23 protein-coding genes, 1 tRNA gene and 1 pseudogene are annotated in these 24,306 nt (G+C 67.6%); 16 read left to right on the top strand and 9 right to left on the bottom strand.

Features of this window, described 5'->3' with window-relative positions:
• The first annotated feature begins 78 nt into the window (after positions 1 to 78).
• A complete protein-coding gene (locus ASE02_RS21370) occupies positions 79 to 1,011 on the top strand; it encodes a hydroxymethylglutaryl-CoA lyase (RefSeq protein WP_056737209.1) in 933 nt (310 codons plus the stop codon).
• Between the two features lie 40 nt (positions 1,012 to 1,051).
• Here the strand turns inward: ASE02_RS21370 and ASE02_RS21365 are convergent, their stop codons facing one another.
• From ASE02_RS21365 to ASE02_RS21355, 3 genes are all read right to left on the bottom strand, one after another.
• Positions 1,052 to 2,464, bottom strand: a complete 1,413-nt coding sequence (locus ASE02_RS21365) for an NAD(P)/FAD-dependent oxidoreductase (RefSeq protein ID WP_056737207.1) — start codon at positions 2,462 to 2,464, stop codon at positions 1,052 to 1,054.
• A gap of 21 nt (positions 2,465 to 2,485) precedes the next feature.
• Entirely contained in the window at positions 2,486 to 2,866 is a 381-nt protein-coding gene (locus tag ASE02_RS21360; RefSeq protein ID WP_056737205.1) for a cytochrome c family protein, read from the bottom strand.
• 329 nt (positions 2,867 to 3,195) lie between these two features.
• Complete coding sequence (locus tag ASE02_RS21355; RefSeq protein WP_056737203.1) at positions 3,196 to 3,828, bottom strand: TetR/AcrR family transcriptional regulator; 633 nt, start codon at positions 3,826 to 3,828, stop codon at positions 3,196 to 3,198.
• A gap of 109 nt (positions 3,829 to 3,937) precedes the next feature.
• On the opposite strand from ASE02_RS21355, the gene ASE02_RS21350 reads away from it, so the two are divergent.
• The 3 genes from ASE02_RS21350 to ASE02_RS21340 are packed head-to-tail and all read left to right on the top strand — an operon-like array spanning position 3,938 to position 8,093.
• Positions 3,938 to 5,350, top strand: coding sequence for an efflux transporter outer membrane subunit (locus ASE02_RS21350; protein WP_056737201.1), 1,413 nt, complete (start codon positions 3,938 to 3,940; stop codon positions 5,348 to 5,350).
• A 36-nt stretch (positions 5,351 to 5,386) separates the two neighbouring features.
• Positions 5,387 to 6,550: an HlyD family secretion protein gene (locus ASE02_RS21345; RefSeq protein ID WP_235536778.1), complete on the top strand. Its 1,164-nt coding sequence runs from the start codon at positions 5,387 to 5,389 to the stop codon at positions 6,548 to 6,550.
• A 10-nt stretch (positions 6,551 to 6,560) separates the two neighbouring features.
• Positions 6,561 to 8,093 carry a DHA2 family efflux MFS transporter permease subunit gene (locus tag ASE02_RS21340; protein WP_293454560.1) on the top strand — a complete coding sequence of 511 codons (1,533 nt, stop codon included), beginning with the start codon at positions 6,561 to 6,563 and terminating at the stop codon, positions 8,091 to 8,093.
• Positions 8,094 to 8,120: 27 nt separating this feature from the next.
• Here the strand turns inward: ASE02_RS21340 and ASE02_RS21335 are convergent.
• Together ASE02_RS21335 and ASE02_RS21330 are read right to left on the bottom strand one after the other, a co-directional pair.
• Positions 8,121 to 8,762 (bottom strand): annotated as a pseudogene (locus tag ASE02_RS21335) (sulfite exporter TauE/SafE family protein); the annotation flags it as partial.
• A gap of 24 nt (positions 8,763 to 8,786) precedes the next feature.
• Positions 8,787 to 9,569, bottom strand: a complete 783-nt coding sequence (locus tag ASE02_RS21330) for an SDR family NAD(P)-dependent oxidoreductase (RefSeq protein WP_056737196.1) — start codon at positions 9,567 to 9,569, stop codon at positions 8,787 to 8,789.
• A 95-nt stretch (positions 9,570 to 9,664) separates the two neighbouring features.
• Here ASE02_RS21330 and ASE02_RS21325 point away from each other — a divergent pair, with 95 nt between their 5' ends.
• The 3 genes from ASE02_RS21325 to ASE02_RS21315 all read left to right on the top strand — a co-directional run bounded on the left by ASE02_RS21325 (position 9,665) and on the right by ASE02_RS21315 (position 10,902).
• On the top strand, positions 9,665 to 10,333 hold the full coding sequence (locus tag ASE02_RS21325) for a site-specific integrase (RefSeq protein ID WP_056737194.1): 669 nt from the start codon (positions 9,665 to 9,667) through the stop codon (positions 10,331 to 10,333).
• A gap of 85 nt (positions 10,334 to 10,418) precedes the next feature.
• Positions 10,419 to 10,670 carry a type II toxin-antitoxin system ParD family antitoxin gene (locus ASE02_RS21320; protein WP_056737192.1) on the top strand — a complete coding sequence of 84 codons (252 nt, stop codon included), beginning with the start codon at positions 10,419 to 10,421 and terminating at the stop codon, positions 10,668 to 10,670.
• Positions 10,660 to 10,902 carry a type II toxin-antitoxin system RelE/ParE family toxin gene (locus tag ASE02_RS21315; RefSeq protein ID WP_056737191.1) on the top strand — a complete coding sequence of 81 codons (243 nt, stop codon included), beginning with the start codon at positions 10,660 to 10,662 and terminating at the stop codon, positions 10,900 to 10,902. Before ASE02_RS21320 ends, ASE02_RS21315 begins: the two co-directional genes overlap by 11 nt.
• 551 nt (positions 10,903 to 11,453) lie before the next feature.
• Here the strand turns inward: ASE02_RS21315 and ASE02_RS21305 are convergent.
• Both ASE02_RS21305 and gph read right to left on the bottom strand, forming a co-directional pair.
• Positions 11,454 to 11,528, bottom strand: a tRNA-Val gene (locus ASE02_RS21305).
• Between the two features lie 16 nt (positions 11,529 to 11,544).
• The gene (gph, locus tag ASE02_RS21300) at positions 11,545 to 12,258 is read right to left on the bottom strand and encodes a phosphoglycolate phosphatase (protein WP_056737186.1); all 714 of its coding nucleotides are present in this window, start codon (positions 12,256 to 12,258) and stop codon (positions 11,545 to 11,547) included.
• 83 nt (positions 12,259 to 12,341) lie between these two features.
• Between gph and glmU the strand changes: the two genes are divergently transcribed.
• The 7 genes from glmU (at position 12,342) to ASE02_RS21265 (ending at position 20,544) form a co-directional block, all read left to right on the top strand.
• Complete coding sequence (gene glmU, locus ASE02_RS21295) at positions 12,342 to 13,691, top strand: bifunctional UDP-N-acetylglucosamine diphosphorylase/glucosamine-1-phosphate N-acetyltransferase GlmU (RefSeq protein WP_056737184.1); 1,350 nt, start codon at positions 12,342 to 12,344, stop codon at positions 13,689 to 13,691.
• Positions 13,692 to 13,803: 112 nt separating this feature from the next.
• The gene (rpiA, locus tag ASE02_RS21290) at positions 13,804 to 14,487 is read left to right on the top strand and encodes a ribose-5-phosphate isomerase RpiA (RefSeq protein ID WP_056737183.1); all 684 of its coding nucleotides are present in this window, start codon (positions 13,804 to 13,806) and stop codon (positions 14,485 to 14,487) included.
• Positions 14,488 to 14,497: 10 nt separating this feature from the next.
• Entirely contained in the window at positions 14,498 to 15,874 is a 1,377-nt protein-coding gene (gene gor, locus ASE02_RS21285; RefSeq protein WP_056737181.1) for a glutathione-disulfide reductase, read from the top strand.
• On the top strand, positions 15,871 to 17,088 hold the full coding sequence (locus ASE02_RS21280) for an O-antigen ligase (protein WP_056737179.1): 1,218 nt from the start codon (positions 15,871 to 15,873) through the stop codon (positions 17,086 to 17,088). Before gor ends, ASE02_RS21280 begins: the two co-directional genes overlap by 4 nt.
• Positions 17,089 to 17,145: 57 nt before the next feature.
• Positions 17,146 to 18,525, top strand: a complete 1,380-nt coding sequence (locus tag ASE02_RS21275; RefSeq protein ID WP_056737177.1) for a class II 3-deoxy-7-phosphoheptulonate synthase — start codon at positions 17,146 to 17,148, stop codon at positions 18,523 to 18,525.
• A 139-nt stretch (positions 18,526 to 18,664) separates the two neighbouring features.
• Positions 18,665 to 20,059, top strand: coding sequence for an MATE family efflux transporter (locus ASE02_RS21270; RefSeq protein ID WP_369818604.1), 1,395 nt, complete (start codon positions 18,665 to 18,667; stop codon positions 20,057 to 20,059).
• A gap of 62 nt (positions 20,060 to 20,121) precedes the next feature.
• Positions 20,122 to 20,544: a VanZ family protein gene (locus tag ASE02_RS21265; protein WP_056737173.1), complete on the top strand. Its 423-nt coding sequence runs from the start codon at positions 20,122 to 20,124 to the stop codon at positions 20,542 to 20,544.
• A 25-nt stretch (positions 20,545 to 20,569) separates the two neighbouring features.
• On the opposite strand, the gene ASE02_RS21260 is transcribed toward ASE02_RS21265, so the two are convergent.
• Positions 20,570 to 21,472, bottom strand: a complete 903-nt coding sequence (locus tag ASE02_RS21260; protein WP_056737171.1) for a hypothetical protein — start codon at positions 21,470 to 21,472, stop codon at positions 20,570 to 20,572.
• 205 nt (positions 21,473 to 21,677) lie between these two features.
• Positions 21,678 to 22,682, bottom strand: coding sequence for an NADP-dependent oxidoreductase (locus ASE02_RS21255; protein ID WP_056737170.1), 1,005 nt, complete (start codon positions 22,680 to 22,682; stop codon positions 21,678 to 21,680).
• A 120-nt stretch (positions 22,683 to 22,802) separates the two neighbouring features.
• Between ASE02_RS21255 and ASE02_RS21250 the strand changes: the two genes are divergently transcribed.
• Positions 22,803 to 23,729 (top strand): Gfo/Idh/MocA family protein, encoded by a 927-nt coding sequence (locus ASE02_RS21250; protein WP_056737168.1) that lies wholly within the window; start codon positions 22,803 to 22,805, stop codon positions 23,727 to 23,729.
• Between the two features lie 39 nt (positions 23,730 to 23,768).
• Positions 23,769 to 24,248 (top strand): glutathione peroxidase, encoded by a 480-nt coding sequence (locus tag ASE02_RS21245; protein WP_056737166.1) that lies wholly within the window; start codon positions 23,769 to 23,771, stop codon positions 24,246 to 24,248.
• Positions 24,249 to 24,306 lie beyond the last annotated feature (58 nt).

The raw sequence follows: 24,306 nt of genomic DNA, 5'->3' as shown, positions 1-24,306 counted from the left end.
GATACGCTCGCCTGCCTACGTGACGGGCGCTCCTAAAAATGATCTATAAGTATATCATTAGAGCTTCAAGGGGGCGACATGACCACCGCGACCGATATCGACATCCTTGTCAGCGAGGTTGGCCCTCGCGACGGACTCCAGAGCATCACGCCCATCATGCCGCTGGAGGCGAAGAAGGCCTGGATCACCGCTGAGGCGGCGGCCGGCGTGCGCGAGATCGAGGTCGGGTCCTTCGTGCCCGCGAGCCTGTTGCCGCAACTGGCCGACACCGCCGAGGTGGTGGCCTTCGCCAGGACTATTCCGGGTCTGACGGTCGCGGTGCTGGTGCCGAATCTGCGCGGAGCGCAGGCCGCGGTGCAGGCGGGCGCCCACAAGATCACGCTGCCGGTGTCGATCAGCGAAACCCACAGCTTGAAGAACCTGCGCCGCACCCACGCCCAGGTGCTGCAGGAAGCCCGCGAGATCGGGGCCCTGATCGCCAGCCTGCCGGCTGAGCAGCGTCCCAGCTTCGAAGGCGGGCTGTCGACGGCCTTCGGCTGCACCCTCGAAGGGCCGATCGCCGATTCGAAGCTGCTGGAGATCGCCGAGGCCTTGATGGAGGCGGGCTGCGACGAGGTCGGGCTGTCGGACACCACGGGTTACGCCAACCCGGCGCAGGTGAAGCGCCTGGTGCGCCTGGTGCGCGGCGTCGTCGGCGACCATGCGCTGTCCGGGCTGCATCTGCACAACACCCGCGGCCTGGGCCTGGCCAACGCCCTGGCCGGCCTGGAGGTGGGGATCACCACACTGGACGCCTCGCTCGCCGGGCTGGGCGGCTGCCCGTTCGCGCCTGGCGCCAGCGGCAACATCGTCACCGAGGATCTGGTCTTTATGCTGGAGGCCATGGGCCTGCGCACCGGGATCGACGTCGAGGCGCTGCTGGCCGTGCGCGGCATCCTGGCCGACGCCGTGCCGAGCGAGCCGCTCTATGGGTTCACGCCCGATGCGGGCCTGCCGCTGGGCTTCGCCTGACGAACGAAAGGCCGGAGCTGAGCTCCGGCCTTTCTGCTTTCTAGGCGGAGGCGAGGATGGCGAGCGCGGCCCGCTCGCCCGACTCCATGGCGCCTTCCAGGCCGGTGGCGAGGTCGGCCGTGTGCTCTCCGGCGAAGTGCAACCGGCCTGCGGGCTCGAAGCTCGCGGTCGCGAGGCGCGAGATCTGGCCAGGCGCCCAGTGGTGATAGGCGCCGCGGGCGAACGGATCACGTTGCCAACTGACCCGCTTCTCGAAGGTGAGCTGCCCCTTGGCGGCCGGGCGGGCGGCCTCCAACTCCGCGATCAGCTTGGCGGCGATGGCCTGCGCCGGCGCGCGGTCGGCCTCGTCGGCGCTTTCGCCGTTCAGCCAGATCACTGCGTTGAGTACGCCGTCGTTCGAGCCGCCATAGTCGAGCACCCGGTCCAGCGGCCCGTCGCTCCACATGTAGCGGGGCGCGCCATCGGTCTTCCAGAACGGCTCGGCCACCGTGAAGTGCAGTTGGGTGATGCGGACATAGGGCATGTCGGCGATGGCGCTGGCCTGCTGCGGGCTAAGCGGTGCGTCGAGGCTCAGGTCGCGCAGCACGCTGAAGGGCAGGGTGGAGATCACGTGGCGGGCGCGGATCACCGCTCCGCTGGCGGTGGTGACGCTGACCCCGTCCTTCTCGACCGAGATCGCCGTCGCCGAGGTCTTCAGCCGGATGGGAGCCTTCAGCGACTTGGCCATGGCCTGCGGCAGGCGGCTGGAGCCGCCTTCGATCACGAAGGTCTTGCGGCCGCCCAGACGGAACACCGTGGCGGCCCGCATCATGTGCAGGGCCGAGACCGTGTCGATGTGGTTGGCGTTCAGCGAGGCGTTGATCAGGCGCAGGGTTTGCGGTGAGGCGCCCATGTTCGTGAGCATGGCGCTGAGTGCGATGTCGTGTCCTGCCATTTCCGGTTCGCGCCAGCTGGCGAGGGTTTCGAGCGGCGGCGTTTTGCGCAGATAGGATTCGAGCAGGGCGAACGGCGGCTTGGCGCGGTCCTCGCCGTCGAGCTTGTTCTGGGGAGCGCTCGGCCAGTCGGCCATCGTCATGGTGCGGCCGCCGGAGATGATCCCGAAGCCGCCGGGGTCCATCTGCGGCGCGACGAGACCGACGCCAAGGCGCCCGGCGGTGTCGATCACCCGAGCATAGGCTTCGCCGACCTGGAGGCCGCCGCTCTCCGGGCGGCCGGGCACGTCATAGAGCGTGTTGACCCGTCCCCCGACGCGGTCGCGTCCCTCCAGGACGATGACCTTCAGGCCTTGTTCTTCGAGCAGCATGGCTGCGTTTAGGCCGGCCAGGCCGGCGCCCAGCACGATGACGTCGGCCTGGGTCGCGCTCCAGGCGCGGCGCGGCGCGGCCCCGGCGATGACCGCGGCCGAGGCGGCGGCGAACGCGAGCGAGCGGCGGGTGAGATGAGGCTGGTTCATATGTCTGTTTCCCGTCTGCGGTCAGCGCGTTTCGCGCTTGAGGTAGGCGATCAGGTTCTTGCGGTCGTCAGCGGCCGGCATGCCGGCGAAAGCCATGCTGGAGCCCTTCACCATGGCCATCGGCTTGGTCAGCCAGGCGTCGAGCGCGGCGTCGGTCCAGGTGATTTCCGACGCCGCCATCGCCGGCGAATAGCGGAAGCCGGGGCGGGAGCCGGCCTTGGCCCCGATGATCCCGTGCAGGTTCGGACCGATCTTGTTGGGTTCGCCGGCCTTCAGCGAATGGCAGGCCCGGCATTGCAGCCATAGCCGGGCGCCGGGATCGGCGGCGGGCGCGGCCTTGGCGCCGCCTGGCATGAGGCCAAGGGCAAGGGCCAGGCCGAGCGTGGCGGCGGAAGATTTCATAAGCACGGAGACATCCCCTTGGGTGGAGGATCAGCGGCCGCGAGAGCCCGCGCCGCCACGCGGGTAGGCCATGGGAATGCTTGAAGAGAGGAGCGGACCTGACGGCGCGATAGCCGGCCAGGCCCGAGCTGCGCCTTGGCGCCTTCAGACGTTCACGTGGCCGCCGACGAGGCGGAGGCGCGAGGCGCTCCCAGCCGGATGATCCGTCAGGCGATTACTGAATTCGGGCCGTCCGAAGCTGCCCACGCCTTTTGAATATAAGAGTATAGAAATATATCAATAGGCTTTCTCGCCGAGCGGAGGCCGCCACCGGGAAGGTGGACTCGAGCCTAGTCCGGCCGGTAGGCGCGCAGGAAGGTGTCGACGGCGTTGTTGACCTGCTCCTCGACCTCGGCGTCGGTCATATCGCCCAAGATCACGCCCCATACCCGTGGTTGCAGGACGCCTGAAATGGCGAGGTCCATGAACTGCTGGGCCGCGACCATGGGGTCGGCGCGGCGCAGCACGCGCTGGTCCATGAGGTCGGAAAGGTAGCTGGCGATCTTAGTCAGGATCACCTTGGGGCCCATGTCGTAGAACATGCGGCCAATTTCCGGGAAGCGGCCGTTCTCGCTCACCACGACGCGATACATGCCAAGAGATTCCGAGGTCAGCAGCCGTGTCAGGAAGGCGCTGGCGAAGTGTTCCAGTCGCTCGCGCGGGGCTTCGCCGTCGTCGGTGACGTCGAACAGGGTCTCGGCCAGGGCGCCGCACTGGCGTTGCATCACCGCCTCGAACAGCTCCTCCTTGGACTTGAAGTAGTTGTAGAGCGTGCCCTTGGAGCCGCCCAGGCGCGCGGCGATGCTGGACATCGAGGTGGCCGCGTAGCCGTCGACCAGGAAGCAGTCGCGCCCGACGTCGAGAATGCCGTCGCGGCGCTCGTCGCGGCGTTCCTCACGCTTGCTCTGAGGCGGAGATGTCATCTGACCATCCTGTACGGTTAACGCTTGACGAGGTCCAGTCTGAGGAACATATGACCGTACCGTACGGTTTCATAGGTCGTACTTTTCCTTCGTGATTTCGAGACGCGGCATGGCACGCCTGATTCTCCCCCCCGTGACGGCGGCCCTCCTACTGGCGGGCTGCGCGGCCGTTCCGAACCTGGGGCCAGTCCCCCAGATCCGGCCAGCGCAGGCCTATGCCGCAACCTCGAGCTTCGACGCCCCAGCTACCGAATGGCCGGCCGATCAGTGGTGGAAGAGCTATGGCGACGCTCAACTCGACACCCTGGTCGATGAGGCGCTGGCCGGATCGCCGACCCTGGCTCAAGCCGAGGCCCGGGTGCGGGCGGCCCAGGCGCGGGCCCAGCAGAGCCGGGCGGCGCTGCTGCCCAGCGCCACGCTGAACGCCCAGGCGGCGGAGGCCAAGCAGAGCTACAACAACGGCATCCCGCCGGACTTCGTGCCCAGGGGCTACAACGACACCGGTCGGGCGACCCTGGACCTGTCGTTCGATCTCGATCTTTGGGGCAAGAACCGCGCGGCCTTGGCCGCCGCGACCTCGGAGGCGGCCGCCGCCGAGATGGACGCCGCCCAGGCGCGCCTGATGCTGACGACCTCGTTGGTCGGGGCCTATGCCGAACTCTCGCGGGCCTTCGCTAGCGAGGAAGCCGCCCGTCAGGCCCAGGCGAACCGCGAAGCGACCCGCAAGCTGGTGGCTCAGCGGGTCGAGAACGGCGCGGCCAACCAGGGCGAGCTGAGACAGGCCGAGGCCGGCCTGGCCAGCGCCGACCAGGAGCTGGCCGCAGCTCAAGAGCAGGTGGGCCTGGCCCGAGACCAGATCGCCGCGCTGCTCGGCGCGGGACCAGATCGCGGCCTGGCCATCGTCCTGCCCACGGCGCCGGCGACCCGGAATTTCGGCCTGCCGACGAACCTGGCGGCCGATCTGCTGGGCCGCCGACCCGACGTCGCGGCCGCGCGACTGCGGGCCGAGGCGGCCGCCAAGCGCACCGATGTCGCGCGCAAGTCCTTCTATCCGAACGTGAACCTGGCCGGCTTCATCGGCGCGCAATCGCTTGGCCTGAACCTGTTGACCGACAGCGGGTCGGACATCGGTCAGGCGGGATTGGCGCTCAGCCTGCCGATCTTCCAGGGCGGGCGGCTCTCAGGCGCCTATCGTGGCGCGCGGGCCGAATACGACTCAGCCGTCGCCGCCTATGACGCGACCTTGGTCCAGGCGCTGAAGGAGGTGGCCGACGCGGCCGTCAGCGAACGCGCCCTGGCGAGCCGGCTGATCGCCGCCCGGCAGGCCCTGGCCAAGGGCGAGGAAGCCTATCGCATCGCCAAGATGCGCTACGAGGGCGGCCTTGATTCCTACACCGCGGTCCTGGCCGCCGAGAACGCCGTGATCCTGCAAAGGCGCGCCGCCGCCGATCTGGAGGCGCGCGCCCTGACCCTTGATGCAGCTCTGGTCCGCGCCCTGGGCGGCGGATTCCGAGCAGCCTGACCCCAACCGTTTCCGTCCTCCCCGGAAAGGCCCCCCATGCCCGACGATATCGGATCAAAGCCGCAAGCCATGGCCGCCGCGCCGGCTCTCTCAACCGCGCCTGCGGCCGCCAATGGCGCGCGCCGCAAGCGTCTGTTCCTGATCCTGGGCGGCGTAATCGTCGCCGTCGCGGTGATCTGGGGGCTCTATTGGGTGCTGGTCGGCTCGCGCCACGTCGCCACCGACAACGCATACGTCAACGCCGACACCGCCCAGGTGACGGCGCTGGTCTCCGGGCCGATCGTCCAGACGCCGGTCGGCGAGACGGCTGTGGTCAAGAAGGGGCAGGTCATCGCGGTGATCGAGGCCGCCGACTATCAGTTGGCCGTCGACCGCGCCCGGGCCGAGCTGGGCCAGGCCGAGCGGCGTGTCGGCCAATACTTCGCCAATGATGAGGCCCTGGGCGCCCAGACCGCGGCCCGCACCGCCGATGTCGCGCGGGCCGAGGCCATGCTGGCCAGCGCCAGGTCGGACTTCTCCCGCGCCGAGGTCGAGTATGGCCGCCGTCGCAACCTGTCAGCATCGGGCGCTGTGTCGGGTGATGAGCTGACTCAGGCCGAGAACCGCTTCCAGGCGGCCAAGGCGGCGCTCGCCGCGGCCCAGGCGGGCCTGGCCCAGGCCCGAGCGACCGCCGCGCAGTCGGCCGGCCAGCAGAAGGCCGCCAATGTCTTGGTCGCCGGGACCAACGTCGAGGGCAACCCCGAAGTCGCCATCGCCCGCGCCAAGCTGGCCCAAGCCGAACTGGACCTGGCCCGCACCACCATCCGCTCGCCGGTCGACGGCGTTGTCGCCCGCAAGAGCGTGGTCGTCGGCCAGAAGGTCGCCAACGGCGCACCGGTGATGAGTATCGTGCCGATCCAGACCGCCTATGTGGACGCCAACTTCAAGGAAGTGCAGCTGCGCAAGGTGCGGCCGGGGCAATCGGTTGAGTTGATCAGCGATCTCTATGGCAAGGGCGTGAAGTTCCACGGCAAGGTCTCGGGCCTGGCCGGCGGCACCGGCTCGGCCTTCGCGCTGATCCCGGCCCAGAACGCCACCGGCAACTGGATCAAGGTGGTCCAGCGCGTGCCGGTCCGCATAACTCTCGACCCCAAGGAACTGGCCGAGCACCCGCTTCGGGTCGGCCTGTCCATGGACGCCGTGATCGACGTCTCAAAGTAGGATCACGCGGGTGAGCCAGAGCCAATCGACGCCGGCACCCCTGACTGGGATGGCGCTGCTGGTGACCGGGCTTTTGCTCGGCCTGGCCAACTTCATGGTGGTGCTGGACATCACCATCGCCAACGTGGCCGTGCCGCATATCGCCGGCGGCCTGGCGGTTTCGCCCAGCCAGGGCACCTGGGTGATCACCTCCTATGCGGTGGCCGAGGCGATCACCGTGCCGCTGTCAGGCTGGCTGGCTCAGAGGTTCGGGGCCGTAAAGGTCTTCGTTTTTGGATTGGTTGGGTTCGGGGTCTTCTCGATCCTCTGCGGGCTCGCGCCGACCTTTGGCATCCTGGTGTTCGCGCGGGTGCTGCAAGGTCTCTGCGGCGGGCCGATCATGCCAATGTCGCAGACCCTGTTGCTACAGATCTTCCCCAAGGAAAAGGCGCCCCAGGCGCTGGGCCTGTGGAGCATGACCACGGTGGTCGGGCCGATCGCCGGGCCGATCCTGGGCGGTACGATCTCCGACAGCATCGGCTGGCATTGGATCTTCTTCATCAATATCCCGGTGGCCTTCGGCGTGGCGTTCCTCGCCTATCGCGCGCTGATCAAGCACCAGGGCGCGACCCGCCGCGTGCCGGTCGACTATGTGGGCCTGGGTCTGCTGATCCTGTGGGTCGGGTCGCTGCAGATCATGCTCGACAAGGGCAAGGAGCTGGACTGGTTCGCCTCGTCGACGATCATCGTCCTGGCCATTGTCGCGGCCGTCGGTTTCGCGGCCTTCCTGATCTGGGAGCTGACGGCGCAGAACCCGATCGTGAACCTGCGGGTGTTCCGTCACCGAGGGTTCTCCATAGGGGTGACAACCCTCAGTCTCACCTTCGGGGCGTTCTTCGCCAGCGTCGTGCTCCTGCCGCTCTGGCTCCAGACGAACATGGGCTACACGGCGACTTCGGCCGGCTACGCGGCGGCCTTCCAAGGCGTGCTTGCGGTGGTGATGTCGCCGATAGTCGCCAGTCAGGTGGCTAGGCGCGATCCGCGGGCGCTGGTCTCGTTTGGGGTGTTCTGGATGGCGGGGGTCGCCATCTGGCGCGGCCACTTCGCCACCAACGCCGACTTCATGACCATCGCCTTGCCGCAACTGGCGCTGGGCTTCGCCATGCCGTTCTTCTTTATCCCGACCCAGACCATCGCGCTGGGCGCGGTGGACGAGGAGGAGACGGCTGCGGCGGCCGGCGTCGCCAACTTCCTACGGGTGGTGGCCGGGGCGTTCGCGACCTCGATCATGACCACGGCCTGGGAGAACGGCGCCAGCGCCAAGCGCGCGGATCTGGTCGGAGCGCTGAATCAGCCGCAGGCCGCGCTGGATGGGATGACCGGCCAGGGCTTCTCGCCCAGCCAGGCTCTGGGGCAACTCGAAGGGCTGGTGCAGACCCAGGCGGTGATGCTGTCGACCAACCAGATGTTCCTGGCGACGGCTGGAGTGTTCGCCATCGCCGCGACGACGATCTGGCTGGCGCCGCGGCCCAAGCGCGCCGCCGGATCGGGCGGCGGGCATTAGGCGGCCTCGCGCCGGAACCAGGCCAGATCACATCAGACTAAGGGCCATCTTCAGGCCGGTGGCGCCCAGGAACAACGCGAAGGCGCGCCGCAGCCATTTGCGGTCAAGCTTGTGCGCGAGGGCGGCGCCCCAGGGGGCGGCGATCACCGTTGAGGGGACGATTAGAGCCACGCCGATCAGGTTGGCGTAACCCAGGGAGTAGGGCGGGCGCAGAGGTCGGCCCAAACCGCTGATGGCGAAGCCGATAGCGCCGGGAATGGCGATGAGCACGCCGATCGCCGCGGCTGTGCCGACGGCCCGATGGATGGGATGGCCGAACAGGGTGAGGGTGGGGACGGTGAAGGCGCCGCCGCCAATGCCTATCATGACCGAGACGCAGGCGATGACAAACGCCATGACGCTTTGGCCGATGCGTCCAGGCAGTTGCTGGGCGATCCGCCAGGTATCCTTGCCCAAGGCCATGTGTAGGGCCGCGAGGGTGGCGAAGACCGCGAAGATGGTCATCAGCACCGGACCCTTGGCCCAGGCGGCGGCGACGGCGACAAGAGCGCCCGACAGGGCGGGAAGCGCCCACAAGCGCAGCAAGGCGGTATCGACCGCGCCATGCTTGCGATGGGCTAGGGCCGAGCGGATTGAGGTCGGTATCATCGACATCAGCGACGTGCCGACGGCTTTCCGCGCGCTCGTTGCGGATTAGCGCGGCGCCATTCGGATCGCGCCGTCCAGACGCACGTCCTCGCCGTTGAAGTAACCGTTGGTGATCATCGTCTCGGCGAGCTGGGCGTATTCCTCCGACATGCCCAGCCGCTTGGGGAACGGCACCGAGGCGCTGAGGCCCGCCTTCACATGCTCGGCGGCGCGCGCCAGCAGCGGGGTGTCGAAGATGCCCGGCAGGATGGTGTTGACCCGTATGGCTTCGTTGGAGAGGTCGCGGGCGATGGTGAGGGTCATGCCCACGATCCCCGCCTTGGACGCGGTGTAGGCGACCTGGCCGATCTGACCGTCCTCGGCCGCCACCGACGCTGTGTTGACGATGGCGCCGCGGTCCCCGTCCTCCAGCACCGGCAGGGTCAGCATGCCGGCGGCGCTCTTGGTGATGCAGCGGAACGTGCCGATCAGATTGATCTGGATGATCCGCTCGAAGTTCTCGAGCGGGTACTCCTTGATCTCGCCGGTCTGCTTATCCCGCGACACGGTCTTGGCGCCGCCGCCGACGCCGGCGCAGTTGACCAGAATCCGCTCCTGTCCATGGGCGGCGCGCGCCTTGGCGAAGGCGGCGTCGATGTCCTCGCTAGAGGCGACATTGGCCTGGCAGAACACGCCGCCGAGCTCTTTCGCCAGCGCCTCGCCCAGGTCGGCGTTGAGGTCGAACAGAGCCACCCTCACCCCGTGGCTCGCCAGTCGCCGTGCGGTCGCCGCACCCAGCCCCGAAGCGCCGCCGGTGATTACAGCGCAGATGGTGTTGTCGAGTTTCATGGCGGTTCCTCTTTAGGCGGGGGTCTAGGATGATCTTTGTCCGCCGTACGCCGCGGCAGGCAAGCCGCACCGATCGCGGTTTCCTGTGATCCCCCATGGATCACGCCGCCGATCATAGTGAGGGCGGCCGGCGGTCGCGCTCGGCCTTGGTCGTCCGCCCATGCAAGATGTCTGGCGCTAGCGGCGCCAGTTTGCGGCGGCGCACCGAGACAGCCGGCGCCCGGTGGGTGGAGATCGATCCGGCGACCAAGACGTGGACCATCTCGCTCGAGCGGGCGAAGAATGGTCGGACCCACGTCGTACCCCTGTCAGACGACGCGATGGAGCTACTCGCGCTGGCCAGGCGGCTGCCCGGTGGAAATGGAGAGTACATCTTCCCTTCGCCGACCAAGCCGCAGCAGCATCTCGAGCCCCACGCCATGACACGGGCCGTATCGCGCATCTGCGAACGTCAGGAACTGCCGCCGGGGTCGCCGCACGATTTCCGACGCTCTGGTGCGACCGTCCTCACGGGCGAGAAATACGGCGTTCGCCGCTTCATCATCGGCAAGGTGCTCGGCCACACCGCCCAGGAGGGCGCTGCGGTCACCGCCGTTTACGATCGCAATGAATATCTGGCTGATAAGCGGGCCGCGCTGGACCTATGGGCGGGTCATCTCGCCGGGTTGAGCGGGGAAGGGGGCGGTGACGATCCTGCCGACGGAGCTCAGGACCGGCCATCCGAGGACCGGGCGTTGGTCGGTGAGCTGATGTTCGGTGGTTAGGACGCTCAACGCGCGAGCCATCCGGCAGACCCCAAAAATTGACAATCTTTGCCAATTTTGTCACTGTGACGATGGAGGTGCCCCAATGGCGACCATGAATGTTTCTCTGCCTGACGCCATGAAGGTTTGGGTGGAAGGGCGAGCTGAAACCGGCCGCTACAGCAATGCGAGCGACTACGTCCGCGATCTGATCCGGAGGGATCAGGAGCGCGCCGAGAAGATCGCGCATTTGCAGCATCTTATCGATGAAGGCGTCGAGAGCGGCGTGAGCGAAAAGACGATGCAGGACATCCGCGCCGAAGCCCGTCGTCGAGCTGGCGTGGGTCATGAGCTATAGGCTCAGCCGCCGCGCCGAAGAGGATCTGATCGAGATATATGTCGCGAGCGTTCAAGCCTTCGGCGTGACCCAAGCCGAGCGCTATCAGGATGCGCTCGAGGCGGCGTTTGATCTGATCGCTGAGTTCCCGCAAATCGCTCGCGAGCGAAGCGAGTTCGACCCGCGCGTTCGCATCCACCCATGCAAATCCCACGTGGTCGTCTATCTCACCCAAGGGTCGCAACCGCGGTAGCCGCGAAGGCCACGCCAAACCAGAGCGCCACTAGGCCGACGACGACGGACCAGGAACGGCGCAAGCAAGATGTGCAGGCCGCCCGGAGCCGGGCTGGGGCGGTGGCCTGACGTCTACGGCGCTCCTGCAGTTGCCGGTCTTGTTCCTCTTGCACCGCCCGAAGCGCGAAGCCTCGGCCAATGGTCACGGCTTCATCGAGTGTTCGGGAGAGAGCCACACGGGTGATGGTGACCTGCTCGAGTCCCTCAAGCGGCTTCGATTTCATTGCCTTATCGAGCAACGTCTGCATCGCTGCTCCCGCTGACGATGCGCCTGTAAACCTACCCTGCATGGACGGTCCTGTTCCCCAACCGGCGAGCAGCTAGCTCCCCGCCGGCACCATGGAGCCGCCGGGTTGCGAAGCTCTGAATTTATGGTTGTAGGCGGGGGAGAGTACGCGCGGATCGGCATCAGGCCTGCTCGACGCGCGCAAAACTGCGCTCGGATACCGGTCCTGATGGCAGTTTTCTGGCAAGCGCCGCGGGGAGAAATCTCTAACCCGCTGAAAAAATTGGTGGATGCGACAGGGATTGAACCTGTGACCCCCTCGGTGTGAACGAGGTGCTCTCCCGCTGAGCTACGCATCCTCCGGAAGGGTTGCGCCTATAGCCTGACGTCCTGCGCCGGGCAAGCGGTCAGAAGCGTTACGCACGCATTCTTCAGTTCGTCGAAATGGTGGAGCAGGACGTCGGGGCCAAGTTCGGCCGCCGGAACCTCGGTGTAGCCGAAGCTGACCAGCACCAGCGGAACCTTGGCGGCGCGGGCCGCGCCGGCGTCGGTGGAGGCGTCGCCGACCATCACGGCGCGGTCGATCCGGCCGCCCGCGACCGCGATCGTGTGGGTCAGGTGGCGGGCGTCGGGCTTGGGCGCAGGGGCCAGATCGGCGCCGATCACGGCGTCGAAGAAGTCGATGAGGTCCAGCTTTTCGAGAATCGGCAGCGACAGGTCGGTCAGCTTGTTGGTGCAGACCGCCAGCCGGGCGCCGGCGGCTTTCAATTCAGTCAGGCAGCGCACGACGCCGGGATAGGGTCTGGTCTCGTCGGCGCTGTGTTCGTTGTAGTGGGCGATGAACCGCGCGAAGAGGTCGGGCATACGCTCGGCGGGGGCGGGATGGCCTTGGGCGGCGAACCCGCGCTCGAGCAGCCGGCGCGCGCCATGGCCGATGAACGGCCGGGCCTCGTCGAAGGGCAGGGGGGCGATCCCTTCCTGCGCCAGGATGACGTTGAGGGTGCCGATCAGGTCGGGCGCGGAGTCGACCAGCGTACCGTCGAGGTCGAAGACTATGGTGGCGCCGGCCAGGGCCGTAAGGTCAGTCAAGGAAAGCCTCCGTCGAAACCGCTCGCCGTTTCGGCTAAACGCCGCATGATTGCAATGTCTGCCCGACTCGTAAGGACCGATCCATGACCCCACGCGCCGCTGTGATTATGGCCGCAGGCCAGGGCACGCGCATGAAGTCGCCGATCCCCAAGGTGCTGCACAAGGTCGGCGGCCGCGCCATCCTCGACCGGGTGATCGACACCGTGCAGGCCAGCGGCTGCGAACGCATCGTGGTGGTGGTGGGCAACCATAGCCCGGGCGTCCGGGCGCTGGTGGAGGCCCGGCTCGGCAAGGACGCCGTGGCGGTGCAGGACCCGCCGCTCGGCACCGGCCACGCGGTATTGGCGGCGCGAGAGGTGCTGGCCGACTTCCAGGGCGACGTGCTGGTGCTCAACGGCGATTGCCCGCTGCTGGAGCCCAAGGACCTGGAGCCGCTGTTCAAGCTGCGCGCCGAGGGCGTGGCGCTGGCCATGCTGGCCTTCGAGCCGGTCGATCCGCTGCTGTACGGACGGGTGTTGCGCGGCGCCAACGGCCACGTGCTGCGTATCGTCGAGCCGAAGGAGGCGACGCCGGAGGAGCTGGCGGTCCGGGTCTGCAACGCCGGCATGATGGCCGCCGACTGCAAGGCGATGTTCGGCTGGTTGTCGAAGGTGACGAACGACAACGCCAAGGGCGAGTACTACCTGACCGACATCGTTCGGATCGCCACCGGCGAAAGCCTGCTGGTCAAGGCCTCCATCGCGCCTGAGAGCGCGGTGATGGGCGCCGACACCCCGCTGCAGCTATCCCAGGCCGAGGCGATCTTCCAGCAGCGCCGCCGCGCCCATTTCCTGGCCGAGGGGGTGGCGATGCTGGCCCCGGAGACGGTGCACTTCTCGTGGGATACGCAGATCGCGGCCGGGACCCTGGTGGAACAGTTCGTGGTGTTCGCGCCAGGCGTCAGCATCGAGACCGGCGCGGTCATCCGCGCCTTCAGTCATCTGGAGGGCGCCAAGGTCATGGCTGGGGCGTTGATCGGTCCCTACGCCCGCCTGCGTCCGGGCGCCGAGATCGGCGAGGACGCCCACATCGGCAATTTCGTCGAGGTGAAGAAGGTGAAGGTCGGCGCGGGCGCCAAGGCCAATCACCTGTCCTATCTGGGCGACGGCACCGTGGGCGCGAAGGCCAACATCGGCGCGGGCACGATCTTCTGCAACTACGACGGCTTCGACAAGTTCGAGACCCATGTGGGGGAAGGCGCCTTCGTCGGGTCCAATTCATCGCTGGTGGCGCCGGTGCGGATCGGGGCCGGGGCCTATACGGGCTCGGGCTCGGTGATCACCCGCGACGTGGCCGACAATGCGCTGGCGCTGGAGCGCTCGGGGCAGGTGGAGAAAGAGGGCTGGGCGGCGCGGTTCCGGGCGGCCAAGCTCGCCAAGCGGGCCAAGAAGTAGCATCGCGGCGCAGTTCGTCGTGGCCCGGCAGGTCCGCGCCGCCTAAGAACCGCCGAACTCAACTGAATATGGATCGCCGCGGGGGCTGCCCCGGCGATGACGAGGTTTTCCAATGGACGCTGACGCGCAGAAAAAGGCTTCCGGGGAGGCCGCGGCCCAACTGGTCGAAAGCGGCATGGTCGTGGGCCTGGGCACCGGCTCGACCGCGGCCTGGTTCGTGAAGGCGCTGGCGGCGCGCAAGCTGGACATCCTGGGGGTTCCGACCTCGCTCGCGACCGCCAACCTCGCCGAGAGCCTGGGCATCCGCCTGGGCGAGCTTGGCCCGGTGCGGTCCATCGACCTGACCGTCGACGGCGCCGACGAGATCGGCCCGGCCCTGGCCCTGATCAAGGGCGGCGGGGCGGCCTTGTTGCGCGAGAAGCTGGTCTGGGAAGCTTCCAAGCGCTGCGTGGTCATCGCCGACGCCGAGAAGCGGGTCGCCAAGCTGGGGAAGTTCCCGCTGCCGATCGAGGTCGTGGCCTTCGGACACGAGACCACCATGCTGCGGATTTGCGATGCGCTGGGCGAATGCGACCTCGGGATCGCCCCGCGTCTGCGGGTCAAGGACGGCGTGCCGGTGAAAACCGACAACGGCAACCTCATCTATGACGCAGCTTGCGGGCGGATCGAGGATCCCGCAGCGCTCGCCGCCGCGCTGAAGAGCGTGACCGGCGTGGTCGAACATGGCCTGTTCCTCGACTTGGCGGATGTGGCTCTGGTGGGGACGGCCGACGGCGTCGTCACCCTCGAGCCGTAAGGAGTAAGACGTGGCGAACTACGACTACGACCTCTTCGTGATCGGCGCGGGTTCGGGCGGCGTGCGCGCCGGACGACTGGCGGCCATGTCCGGCGCCAAGGTCGCCCTGGCCGAGGAACACCGCGTCGGCGGCACCTGCGTGATCCGCGGCTGCGTGCCCAAGAAGTTCATGGTCTACGCCTCGGAGTTCGCCCACAACGCCCAGGTCGCCGAGGGCTACGGCTGGTCGCCCAGCCAGGCGACCTTCGACTGGAAGCGGTTCCTGGAAGCCAAGGACCGCGAGATCGCCCGGCTGTCGGGCATCTATGTCACCAACCTCAACAACGCCGGGGCCGAGATCGTCCATGGCAAGGCCCGGCTGACCGACGCCCACACCATCGTGGTCGAGGGCAAGCAGACGATCACCGCCGACAAGGTGCTGATCGCCACCGGCGGCCGCCCCTGGAACCCCACCGAGTTTCCCGGCGCCGAGCACATCATCACCTCGGAAGAGGCGTTCCAACTGCCGCAGTTGCCCAAGTCGATCATGATCGCCGGCGGCGGCTATATCGCCGTGGAGTTCGCCGGGATCTTCGCCGGGCTGGGCGTGGAGACGACGCTGGTCTATCGCGGCGCCAACATCCTGCGCGGCTTCGACGACGACGTCCGGGCGCACGTCACCGAGGAAATGAAGAAGCGCGGCGTCAAGATCGTGCTCGGTTGCCAACACGACAGCATCGAGAAGACCGACACCGGCTTCATCAGCCACATGACCTCCGGCCACGCCATCGCGACGGATCTGGTCATGTTCGCCACGGGACGTAAGCCCTATGTGGACGGCCTCGGCCTCGAGACCGCCGGCGTGAAGCTGAACGACGCCGGCGCGGTGGTCGTCGACAAGTTCTCCAAGACCAATGTCGACAACATCTGGGCGGTGGGCGACGTCACCGACCGGATCAACCTGACGCCGGTGGCGATCCGTGAGGGCGCGGCCTTCGCCCAGACCGAATTCTACGGCAATCCGACCACCTTCGACCACGACATGGTGGCCTCGGCGGTGTTCTCGCAGCCGCCGGTCGGCTCGGTGGGCCTGTCGGAAGCCGACGCCCGTCATCAACACGGCAAGGTCGACATCTACCTCTCGCGCTTCCGGCCGATGAAGACGACCTTCTACGGCGGCGACGAGCGCTGCCTGATCAAGCTGGTGGTCGAGGCCGGCAGCGAGCGCATCCTCGGCTGCCACGTGGTCGGTCCGGATTCGCCCGAGATCATCCAGATGGCGGCCGTCGCCCTGAAGATGGGCGTGACCAAGCCACAGTGGGATTCCACCTGCGCCGTCCACCCGACCCTGGCCGAGGAACTGGTCACCATGCGGGAGAAATACGTCCCGATGGGCACGGCGGCGTGAGTTCAGCCAAGGCGAGCACGCCGGGCGACGGCGTCGCCTGGTTCGGTTGGGTGCTGGGCGGGGTCTTCGCCCTTGCGCCCCTGCTCGCATGGGTGGGGCCGCTGGCTTTCGCGCCGGTCGCCGCGCTCGGCGGCCTGCTCACGCTCCGAGGCCTGCGTATCACTGAAGAGGATCGGCCGGCCGCCATCGCGGTGCTGGTGCTGGCCGTCTGGGCCTTGAGTTCGACGGCCTGGAGTCCCTTCACGCCCACTAGTCTCGAAAGCGCGACCGGGTTGAAGCTTCTCGCGCAGGCGGTGCTCTATTGGGCGCTGTTCCGCGCGGCCGGCGCGGCCTCGGCCGGTACACGGATCGCCGCCTTGAGGATCCTGGTCTGGGGCATGGCGTTGCTGGGGCTCGTGCTGGCGGTGGAGGCGCTGACCGGCGCCGCGCTCTATCAGGCGCTGCGCACGGCGATCGGCGATCCGATCCGGCCTGACCTGGCGGTGCGCAATGTCGCCCAGGGCGGCTTCGTGCTGGCGGTCCTGACCCCAGCGGCGGCGGTGGCCGGCCGCCGCATAGGCGCCGGGATATGGCCGGCCTTGCTGATGGTCGCGGGGATCGCCGGCGCCAGCCTGAGGCTGGAAGCCGACGCGCCGATTATCGCCCTGGTGGCCAGCATCATGTTCGGGCTGTCGGTCTACGCCTGGCCGGTGGTCGCGCCCCGGGTGCTGGGCGGCCTGGCGGCTGTGCTGTTCCTGGCGGCGCCGGGCATCGTCTGGCTGACCCGCAAGCTGGGCTGGTATCAACAGCTTGAAGCCGACGTGTCGCTCTCATGGTCCCAGCGAATGGGATACTGGCGTCATGCCGCCGACTGGATCGGCGACCATCCGCTGCGAGGTTGGGGGCTCGACGCCAGCCGGATGTTTGCGCCGGGCATCAAGCTGCACCCCCACGACGCAGCCCTGCAGGTCTGGCTGGAACTGGGACTGATCGGCGCGATGGCCGCGGCGGTGTTCTGGTGCGTGGTCATCGCGCGTCAGAGCGGCCCCAATCGTGACGCGGGCCGGGCGGCCGGCGCGGCGACGGCCGGCGCCTATCTGGTGTTCTCGGCGGTGTCGTTCGGCGTCTGGCAGGAGTGGTGGCTGGCGGTGGGCGCCGTCGCCGCAGCGGCCTGCCTGGCGGTTCAACACCAGCCTGAGCTGGAAAAACGCCCGGCGCAGCCATCGACTAGCTGATCGTTCTGGGAGTAGAACGCCCTCCGCTCGCAATTCGCGCGGGCGCGGAGTTGAGTCATGACCGAGCATTGGACGCCCGCCTCCTGGAGGACGAAGCCCGCCAAGCACCTGCCGACGGATTATCCGGATCTGGCGGAGCTGACCCGGGTTGAGCAGACTCTTCGGGGCATGCCGCCGCTGGTGTTCGCCGGCGAGGCGCGGCGTCTGAAGAGCCTGCTGGGCGACGTGGCCGAGGGCCGCGCTTTCCTGCTGCAGGGCGGCGACTGCGCCGAGAGCTTCAAGGAATTCCACGCCGACAACATCCGCGACACCTTCCGCTTGATCCTGCAGATGGCGGTGGTGCTGACCTTCGCCGGCGGCAAGCCGGTGGTGAAGGTGGGCCGGATGGCCGGCCAGTTCGCCAAGCCGCGTTCCTCGCCGGTCGAGACCATCGACGGCGTCGAGCTGCCGTCCTATCGCGGCGACAACATCAACAGCATGGAGTTCGAGGCGGCGGGACGTACGCCTGACCCTCAGCGCCTGCTGCAGGCCTATGGCCAGTCGGCCTCGACGCTGAACCTGCTGCGCGCCTTCGCCGGCGGCGGCTATGCCGACCTCTACAACATCCACCGCTGGACGCTCGGCTTCGTGGCCGACAGCCCGCAAGGCGCGAAGTACCGCGAACTGTCGGAGAAGATCAGCGAAGCCCTGACCTTCATGGCCGCCATCGGCGTGACCCCGGAGAGCCAACCCGACCTGCATCGCGTCGAGTTCTTCACCAGCCACGAGGCCCTGCTGCTGGGCTTCGAGGAAGCGATGACCCGCGTCGATTCCACCTCGGGCGAATGGTACGACACCTCCGCGCACCTGGTCTGGATCGGCGAGCGCACCCGTCAGTTGGACGGCGCGCACATCGAGTACTTCCGCGGCATCCGCAATCCGATCGGGGTGAAGGTCGGACCGACCATGGAGCCGGACGATCTGCTGCGTCTGATCGATGTGCTGAACCCGAACAACGAGCCTGGCCGCTTGACGCTCTATGGCCGCTTTGGCCACGACAAGATCGCTGATCGTCTGCCGCGTCTGTTGCAGGCGACCAAGAAGTCCGGACGTTCGGTGGTCTGGGCCATCGACCCGATGCACGGCAACACGCTCACCGCCGCCAACGGCTACAAGACGCGGCCCTTCGACCGGATCCTTTCCGAGGTGAAGAGCTTCGTCGAGATCGCCAAGGCCGAGGGCGTGCATCCGGGCGGGGTGCACCTGGAGATGACCGGTCAGAACGTCACCGAGTGCCTGGGCGGCGCCCGGGCCCTGACCGAAGGCGATCTGGCCGACCGCTACCATACCCACTGCGACCCGCGCCTGAATGGCGAACAGGCGCTGGAGCTGGCCTTCCTGGTGGCTGAAAAGCTCAAGGAAGAGCGAGTCAGCGCAGCGCTTCGCGCCGCCGTCTGAAGGCGCTCTGAGACGGGCGGCCTACGCCGTCCGTCATCCGCAGGCTGTGCTGTTCAGGTGACCGGCGCCTAAAAATGCGGCGGTCCGCCAAGGACCGCCCTTGCGGTCGAGGCTGCGAACCTCCAGGTTCCGCGCCTCTTTGAAAATTGGTGAGATCATGGCCGAACAGGCCGGGGCGACCCTCCCTTCGGACGGGCGTGAAATCGATGTCGTGCGCGCGCAGACCGCGGAGCTTTGGAAGCTCTCGTGGCCGGTCGTGATCTCGCGCCTGGGCATCATGACCATGGGCTTGTCCGACGCCATCGTGGTGGGCCGCTACTCGGCGACGCAGCTCGGCTATCACGCGCTCGCCTGGGCTCCGACCAGCGTCGTCGTGACGATGGCGGTCGGCCTGCTGACCGGCGTGCAGGTGATGACCGCCCGGCGGATCGGACAGGGACGCCGCGAACTGACCGGCGCGGTCCTGCGTCGCGGCTTGGCCTACAGCTTCTGGATCGGCGTGATCTCGCTGGCGATCACGCTTATCGCCGGACCGGCCTTCCTGCATGTGATCGGCCTGGACAAGGATCTGGCCGACGGCGCGTCACGCGCCATGCTGATCTTCGCCCTGTCGCTGCCCGGCTACGCGATCAGCGTCTCCGCCAGCTTCTGGCTGGAGGGCCTAGGCAAACCCAAGCCGGGCGCGGTGATGATGTGGCTGGCCAACGGGGTGAACCTGGCCTTGCTGCTGTTGTTGGTGCCCGGGCACCTGGGTATTCCGCCGCTGGGAGCCGTTGGCGGAGCCTGGGCGACCACCGGCGCGCGGACGTTCCTGGCCATCGCGATGCTGATCTACATCCTGCGCATGCCGGAATCGCGAGCGCTCGGCGTCTTCACCAAGCCCGAGCGTGATCGGCCCGCCGAGGCGGAGCAGCGCCGGATCGGATACGGGGCGGGGGCCTCGAACTTCTTCGAAGTCGCGGCCTTCGCCTCGATGAACATCTTCGCCGGCTGGATGGGCGGCCTGACCGTGGCCGCCTGGGCCGTGGTGCTGAACGTGGCGGCGATGGTCTTCATGGTTCCGCTGGGGCTCTCGACCGGGACCGCCGTCATGGTCGGCCGCGCCTACGGCGCGCGCGACGCGCGCGGCGTCGTTCGCGCGGGCTTGATCGGCTTTGGGATCACCGCCGTGTTCGGCCTGGTGATCTCGCTGGTCATCTGGCCGTCAGCGGGGCTGATCAGCCAGGCCTACACCTCCGACAAGGTGGTGATCGCCATGGCCTCGGCGGCCCTGGTGCTGTCGTGCCTGTTCTTCCTGGTCGACGCGTTGCAGGTGGTGATCGCCCAGGCGCTGCGGGCCCGCGGAGACGTCTGGCTGCCGACCTTCACCCACATGACCAGCTATGTGCTGGTGATGATGCCGCTGGCGTGGTGGCTGGCCATTCCGATGGGCCTTGGCCTGAACGGCATAGTCTGGGCGGTGATCACCGCTTCGTTCATCTCGGCAGGCCTGCTGAGTTGGCGGTTCTGGTCGCTGGCGCGCCGCGGGCTCTAGGCGAAGGCGACTTTTTTCGCCGGGGTGAACGGTCGATTCACGCTGATCTGAGAGAAGGGGGCATGGTTTTCCCGACTCCGAAATTCGCGCGCATTCTGCTGATCGCCGCCACCCTGGTCTGTGCGATCGGCATGATCGGGCCGTTCAAAGGCGTCGAGAAGCATCTGATCAGCGTCGATAAGGCGGCGCACTTCATCGCCTTCTACGGCCTGACCCTGCTGACCATCGCCGCGGTCCCTAAGCGTCGTTCGTTCGACCTGGCCTGCCTGGTGCTGATGTTCGGCGTCGCGGTCGAGGTGGCCCAGATGCTGACGGGGCGCGGCGCGCAACTGGGCGACATATTGGCCGATGCGGCCGGCGTCAGCGGCGTGCTGCTGCCGATGTATCTGCAACGCCTGCGCAGCCCGCCGGTCGTGGAGCGTCGCCGCCGGTTGGCCGACAAGCTGCCGGCCGCCGAGCCGCAAGGGCAGGCGGAAACGGCGTAGGGCCGGCGCCTGCTTCCGGGCCTTTCTAGGCCTCGACGCCCAGGATCCAGCCCTCTTCGGTCTCGGCGTCTAGAACGACGTCGGCCGCGGCGGTCTTGCCGATCGTGAAGGCACCGCCCAGCTTTCCCGTCTCATCCAATCGCGCGAAGTGCTCGGCGGTGACGCGGACCTGGGCCTGGTCCTTGACCTCACCCGGCTGGGGCTGAGCCTTGTAGAGCGACGGATAGACCTCGGCGACGACCACCTCGACGCCGGCCAGGTCGGCCTCGGTCAGGGCCTTGAAGCCGGTCTCGAACGGCCAGACCTTCACCGCCTCGCCGCGCGCCAGCTTCAGGCGGCGGACGGCGGGAATGCCCAGGATCGCCTGACCGCCGACCGAGCCGTTGTAATAGAGCTTCCAGATCGAGGCCGCGCCCTTGGCCGCCAGATCCGCATGGCGGAACTCCGGCAGATCGTCAGGGCCGTGAGCCCGCGTGCGCTTGGGCTGCAGGGTGGTCAGCGCGTCTTTCGGCGGGCAGCCCCAGAACGGGAAGGGACCGCCGGTCATGCGCCGGTTGATCTCCGAACCCACGCCGAAGCGGTTGTTGGTGTTGTCGGCCTTGTCCTTGACCATCTTGTCCAGCTGGTCCCAGACCGCGCGCCAGGGATGCTCGCCGGTCAGGTTCAGCGCCTTGGAGAAGCCGCGCGGGAAGCCGAGCGGGAAGTCGACGCCGACCAGGGCGCGCTCGCCGCGCTTCTTGAAGTCGTCCAGGATGTCGGCGAGCTTCTTCTCGGCCTCGGCGCGGGTCGGCGGATTGTGCGCCTCGAAGGTTAGGCGGAAGCGCAGGTCGCGCTTCAGGACGCCGATCCAGACGGAGTCGGCCCCGGTGGACGGCTTGGCCGCCGCGCTCCAGTCGACGATCACATAGGCGCTGAAGAGGCGGGACACGGCGAACTCCGGGTGAGGTACTACCCTCGGCTTGTAGCCGGTCGCTCCCGGCGGGCCAACGCTGGAAGCGCGCTATACACCTGAGTTCGTCATGGCCGGGCCTGTCCCGGCCATCCATAGCCGCCGCGCCGCCAGAGTTGGCGTGGGTCGACTTGAGGGTATGGATCCCCGGGACAAGCCCGGGGATGACGAGCGGGTGAGGGGGCTAGCTAAGCTTCACCAGCATCTTGCCGAAGTTCTCGCCGGAAAAGAGCTTGAGGAAGGCCTCGGGAGCCTTGTCGATCCCCTCGAGCACGGTTTCCTTCCACTTGATCTTTCCCGCCGCGTGCCATTCGGCCAGGTCCTTATGGAAGGACGGCAGCATGTCGTAGTGGCTGGAGACGATGAAGCCCTCCATCCGCAGCTGCTTGCCGACCGCCTGGGCGATGTTGCGCGGGCCGGGCGGCGGGGTGGTGGCGTTGTACATCGAGATCATGCCGCACAGCGCGAAGCGGCCGAACGGACGGGCCGAGTTCAGCGCGGCTTCCAGGTGCTCGCCGCCGACGTTCTCGAAATAGACGTCGATGCCTTCCGGCGCGGCCTCTTCCAGGGCCTTCATCAGGTTGGGCGTGGCCTTGTAGTCGATGGCCACGTCGACCCCGAGCTCTTCCTTGAGGAACTTCACCTTCTCCGGGCCGCCGGCCGAGCCGATGACCTTGTGGCCCTTGATCTTGGCGATCTGGCAGACGACCGAGCCCACGGCGCCGGAAGCCGCCGACACGAAGACGACGTCGCCCTCCTTCAGCGCCGCGACCCGCAGCAGGCCGGCATAGGCGGTCATGCCCGGCATCCCGGCGACGCCGAGGAACGCCTGGGGCGGCAGGCCGAAGGTGTTCAGCTTCTGCACCATCGAGGCCTGGGCGTTATAGGCTTCGCGCCAGCCGTAGTTCGACTGCACCAGGTCGCCGACATTGTAGGCCGGATCGTTCGAGGCGATCACCTCGCCGACCGCGCCGCCCTGCATCGCTTCGCCGAGCGCGAAGGGCGGGGAGTAGCTCTTCACGTCGTTCATGCGCCCGCGCATGTAGGGATCGACGGTCATCCAGCTGTTGCGGACCTGGACCTCGCCGGGACCCGGCGCGGGCAGGGTGACGGTGGCGACTTCGAAATTGTCGGCGACGGGCAGGCCAACAGGACGGCTCTTCAGGCGGACTTCGCGCGAGGTGGTCATTGGGGCGTCTCCCTTACATCGTAAGCGATGTTCAAACGAATGTTTAAACCCAACCCCCTGGTGGCGTCGATAGACCTTCGCCTGTAAAGCGCGACGTCAACAGGTTGTCGGAGCGAGTCTATGGGCGAACCCCTGAAAGGCGGCGTGATCGGCGCCGGCGTCTTCGGCGGACACCATGCCCGCAAATATGCGGGCGCCAAGGGCGCGGTGCTCTCGGCCGTGCTCGACACCCATCATCCCGACAGGGCCGCGGCCCTGGCCGTGCCGCTGGGCGGCCGGGCGTTCCACAAGCTCGACGAGTTTCTCGAGGCCTGCGACGTGGTCACGGTCGCCTCGCCGGCCAGCGTCCATGTCGAGGGCGCTCTGGCGGCGCTGCGGGCCGGCAAGCCGGTCTATATCGAAAAGCCCATCGCCATCAGTCTGGCCGACGCCGACAAGATCATGGCCGAGGCGGCCAAGCAGAACCTGATCGTCGCTTGCGGCCACCAGGAGCGGGTGGTGTTCCAGGCCATGGGCCTGTTCGACATCCCCGAGCAGCCGCTGCGGCTGGAATCGATCCGCCACGGCACGCCCTCGGAGCGCAGCCTGGACGTCTCGGTGGTGCTGGACCTGATGATCCATGACCTGGACCTGGCCTTGTCGCTGTCGAACGCGCAGCCGCTGGCGGTGGAAGGCGAGGGGACGATCGACTTCTCCGGCGGCTGGGACCAGGCCCGCGCCGAGGTGACCTTCGACGACGGCTTCACCGCGATCTTCGATTCCTCGCGCATGGCGCTGGAGCGCAAGCGCAGCATGAAGCTGGTCTATCCGTCCGGCGAGGTGGAGATCGACTTCATCAGCCGAGATTTCCGCAACACCACCGGTTTCCCGCTGAACCCCGACTACGCCGACACGCCGGCGGTGAAGGACACCTTGGCCACCAGCGTCGAGGGCTTCCTGGCGGCGGTGCGCGGCGAGGCGCCGCGGCCCATCGTGACCGCGGCGGAGGCGGCCCGGGCGCTCGATCTGGCCTTGGCTGTAGAACAGTCACTAGAGGATCAGGGCTAGCGGGGTTAGGCTCGTTTCACCCATCTCGTGGAGCACGCCATGACCAAGTTCGCATACGACTTCGAGTTCCACACCATCGATGGCGCGCCCCTGCCGCTGGAGACCTATCGGGACAAGGTCATGCTGGTGGTGAACACCGCCTCGCAGTGCGGCCTGACCCCACAGTACGAGGGTCTCGAGAAGCTCTATTCCGACTACAAGGACCAGGGTCTGGTGGTGCTGGGCGTGCCCTGCAACCAGTTCGCCGGCCAGGAGCCGGGCACCGAAGCCGAGATCAAGGATTTCTGCGAGACCAAGTTCAACATCGACTTCCCGCTGACCGCCAAGGCCGATGTGAAGGGCGACACCGCCCACCCGTTCTACAAGTGGGCCAAGGACGTGCTGGGCGAGCCGGCCGAACCGGTCTGGAACTTCCACAAGATCCTGGTCGGCAAGGACGGCAAGCTGATCCGCGCCTTCGGTCCGCGCACCGAACCGCTGGACGACGAGGTCGTGGGCGCGGTGAAGGCGGCGCTTTAGGCGTCTCATTCTGCCCGCAGCAGGGGCGAAGGCCGCCTAAGTTCTCGCGCGCCCTTGG

This window comes from Phenylobacterium sp. Root700, from assembly GCF_001429025.1.
Classification (GTDB): Bacteria; Pseudomonadota; Alphaproteobacteria; order Caulobacterales; family Caulobacteraceae; genus Phenylobacterium.
The sequence above is the reverse complement of the archived record's forward strand: the minus strand, read 5'-3'. Positions and strand labels throughout refer to the sequence as shown.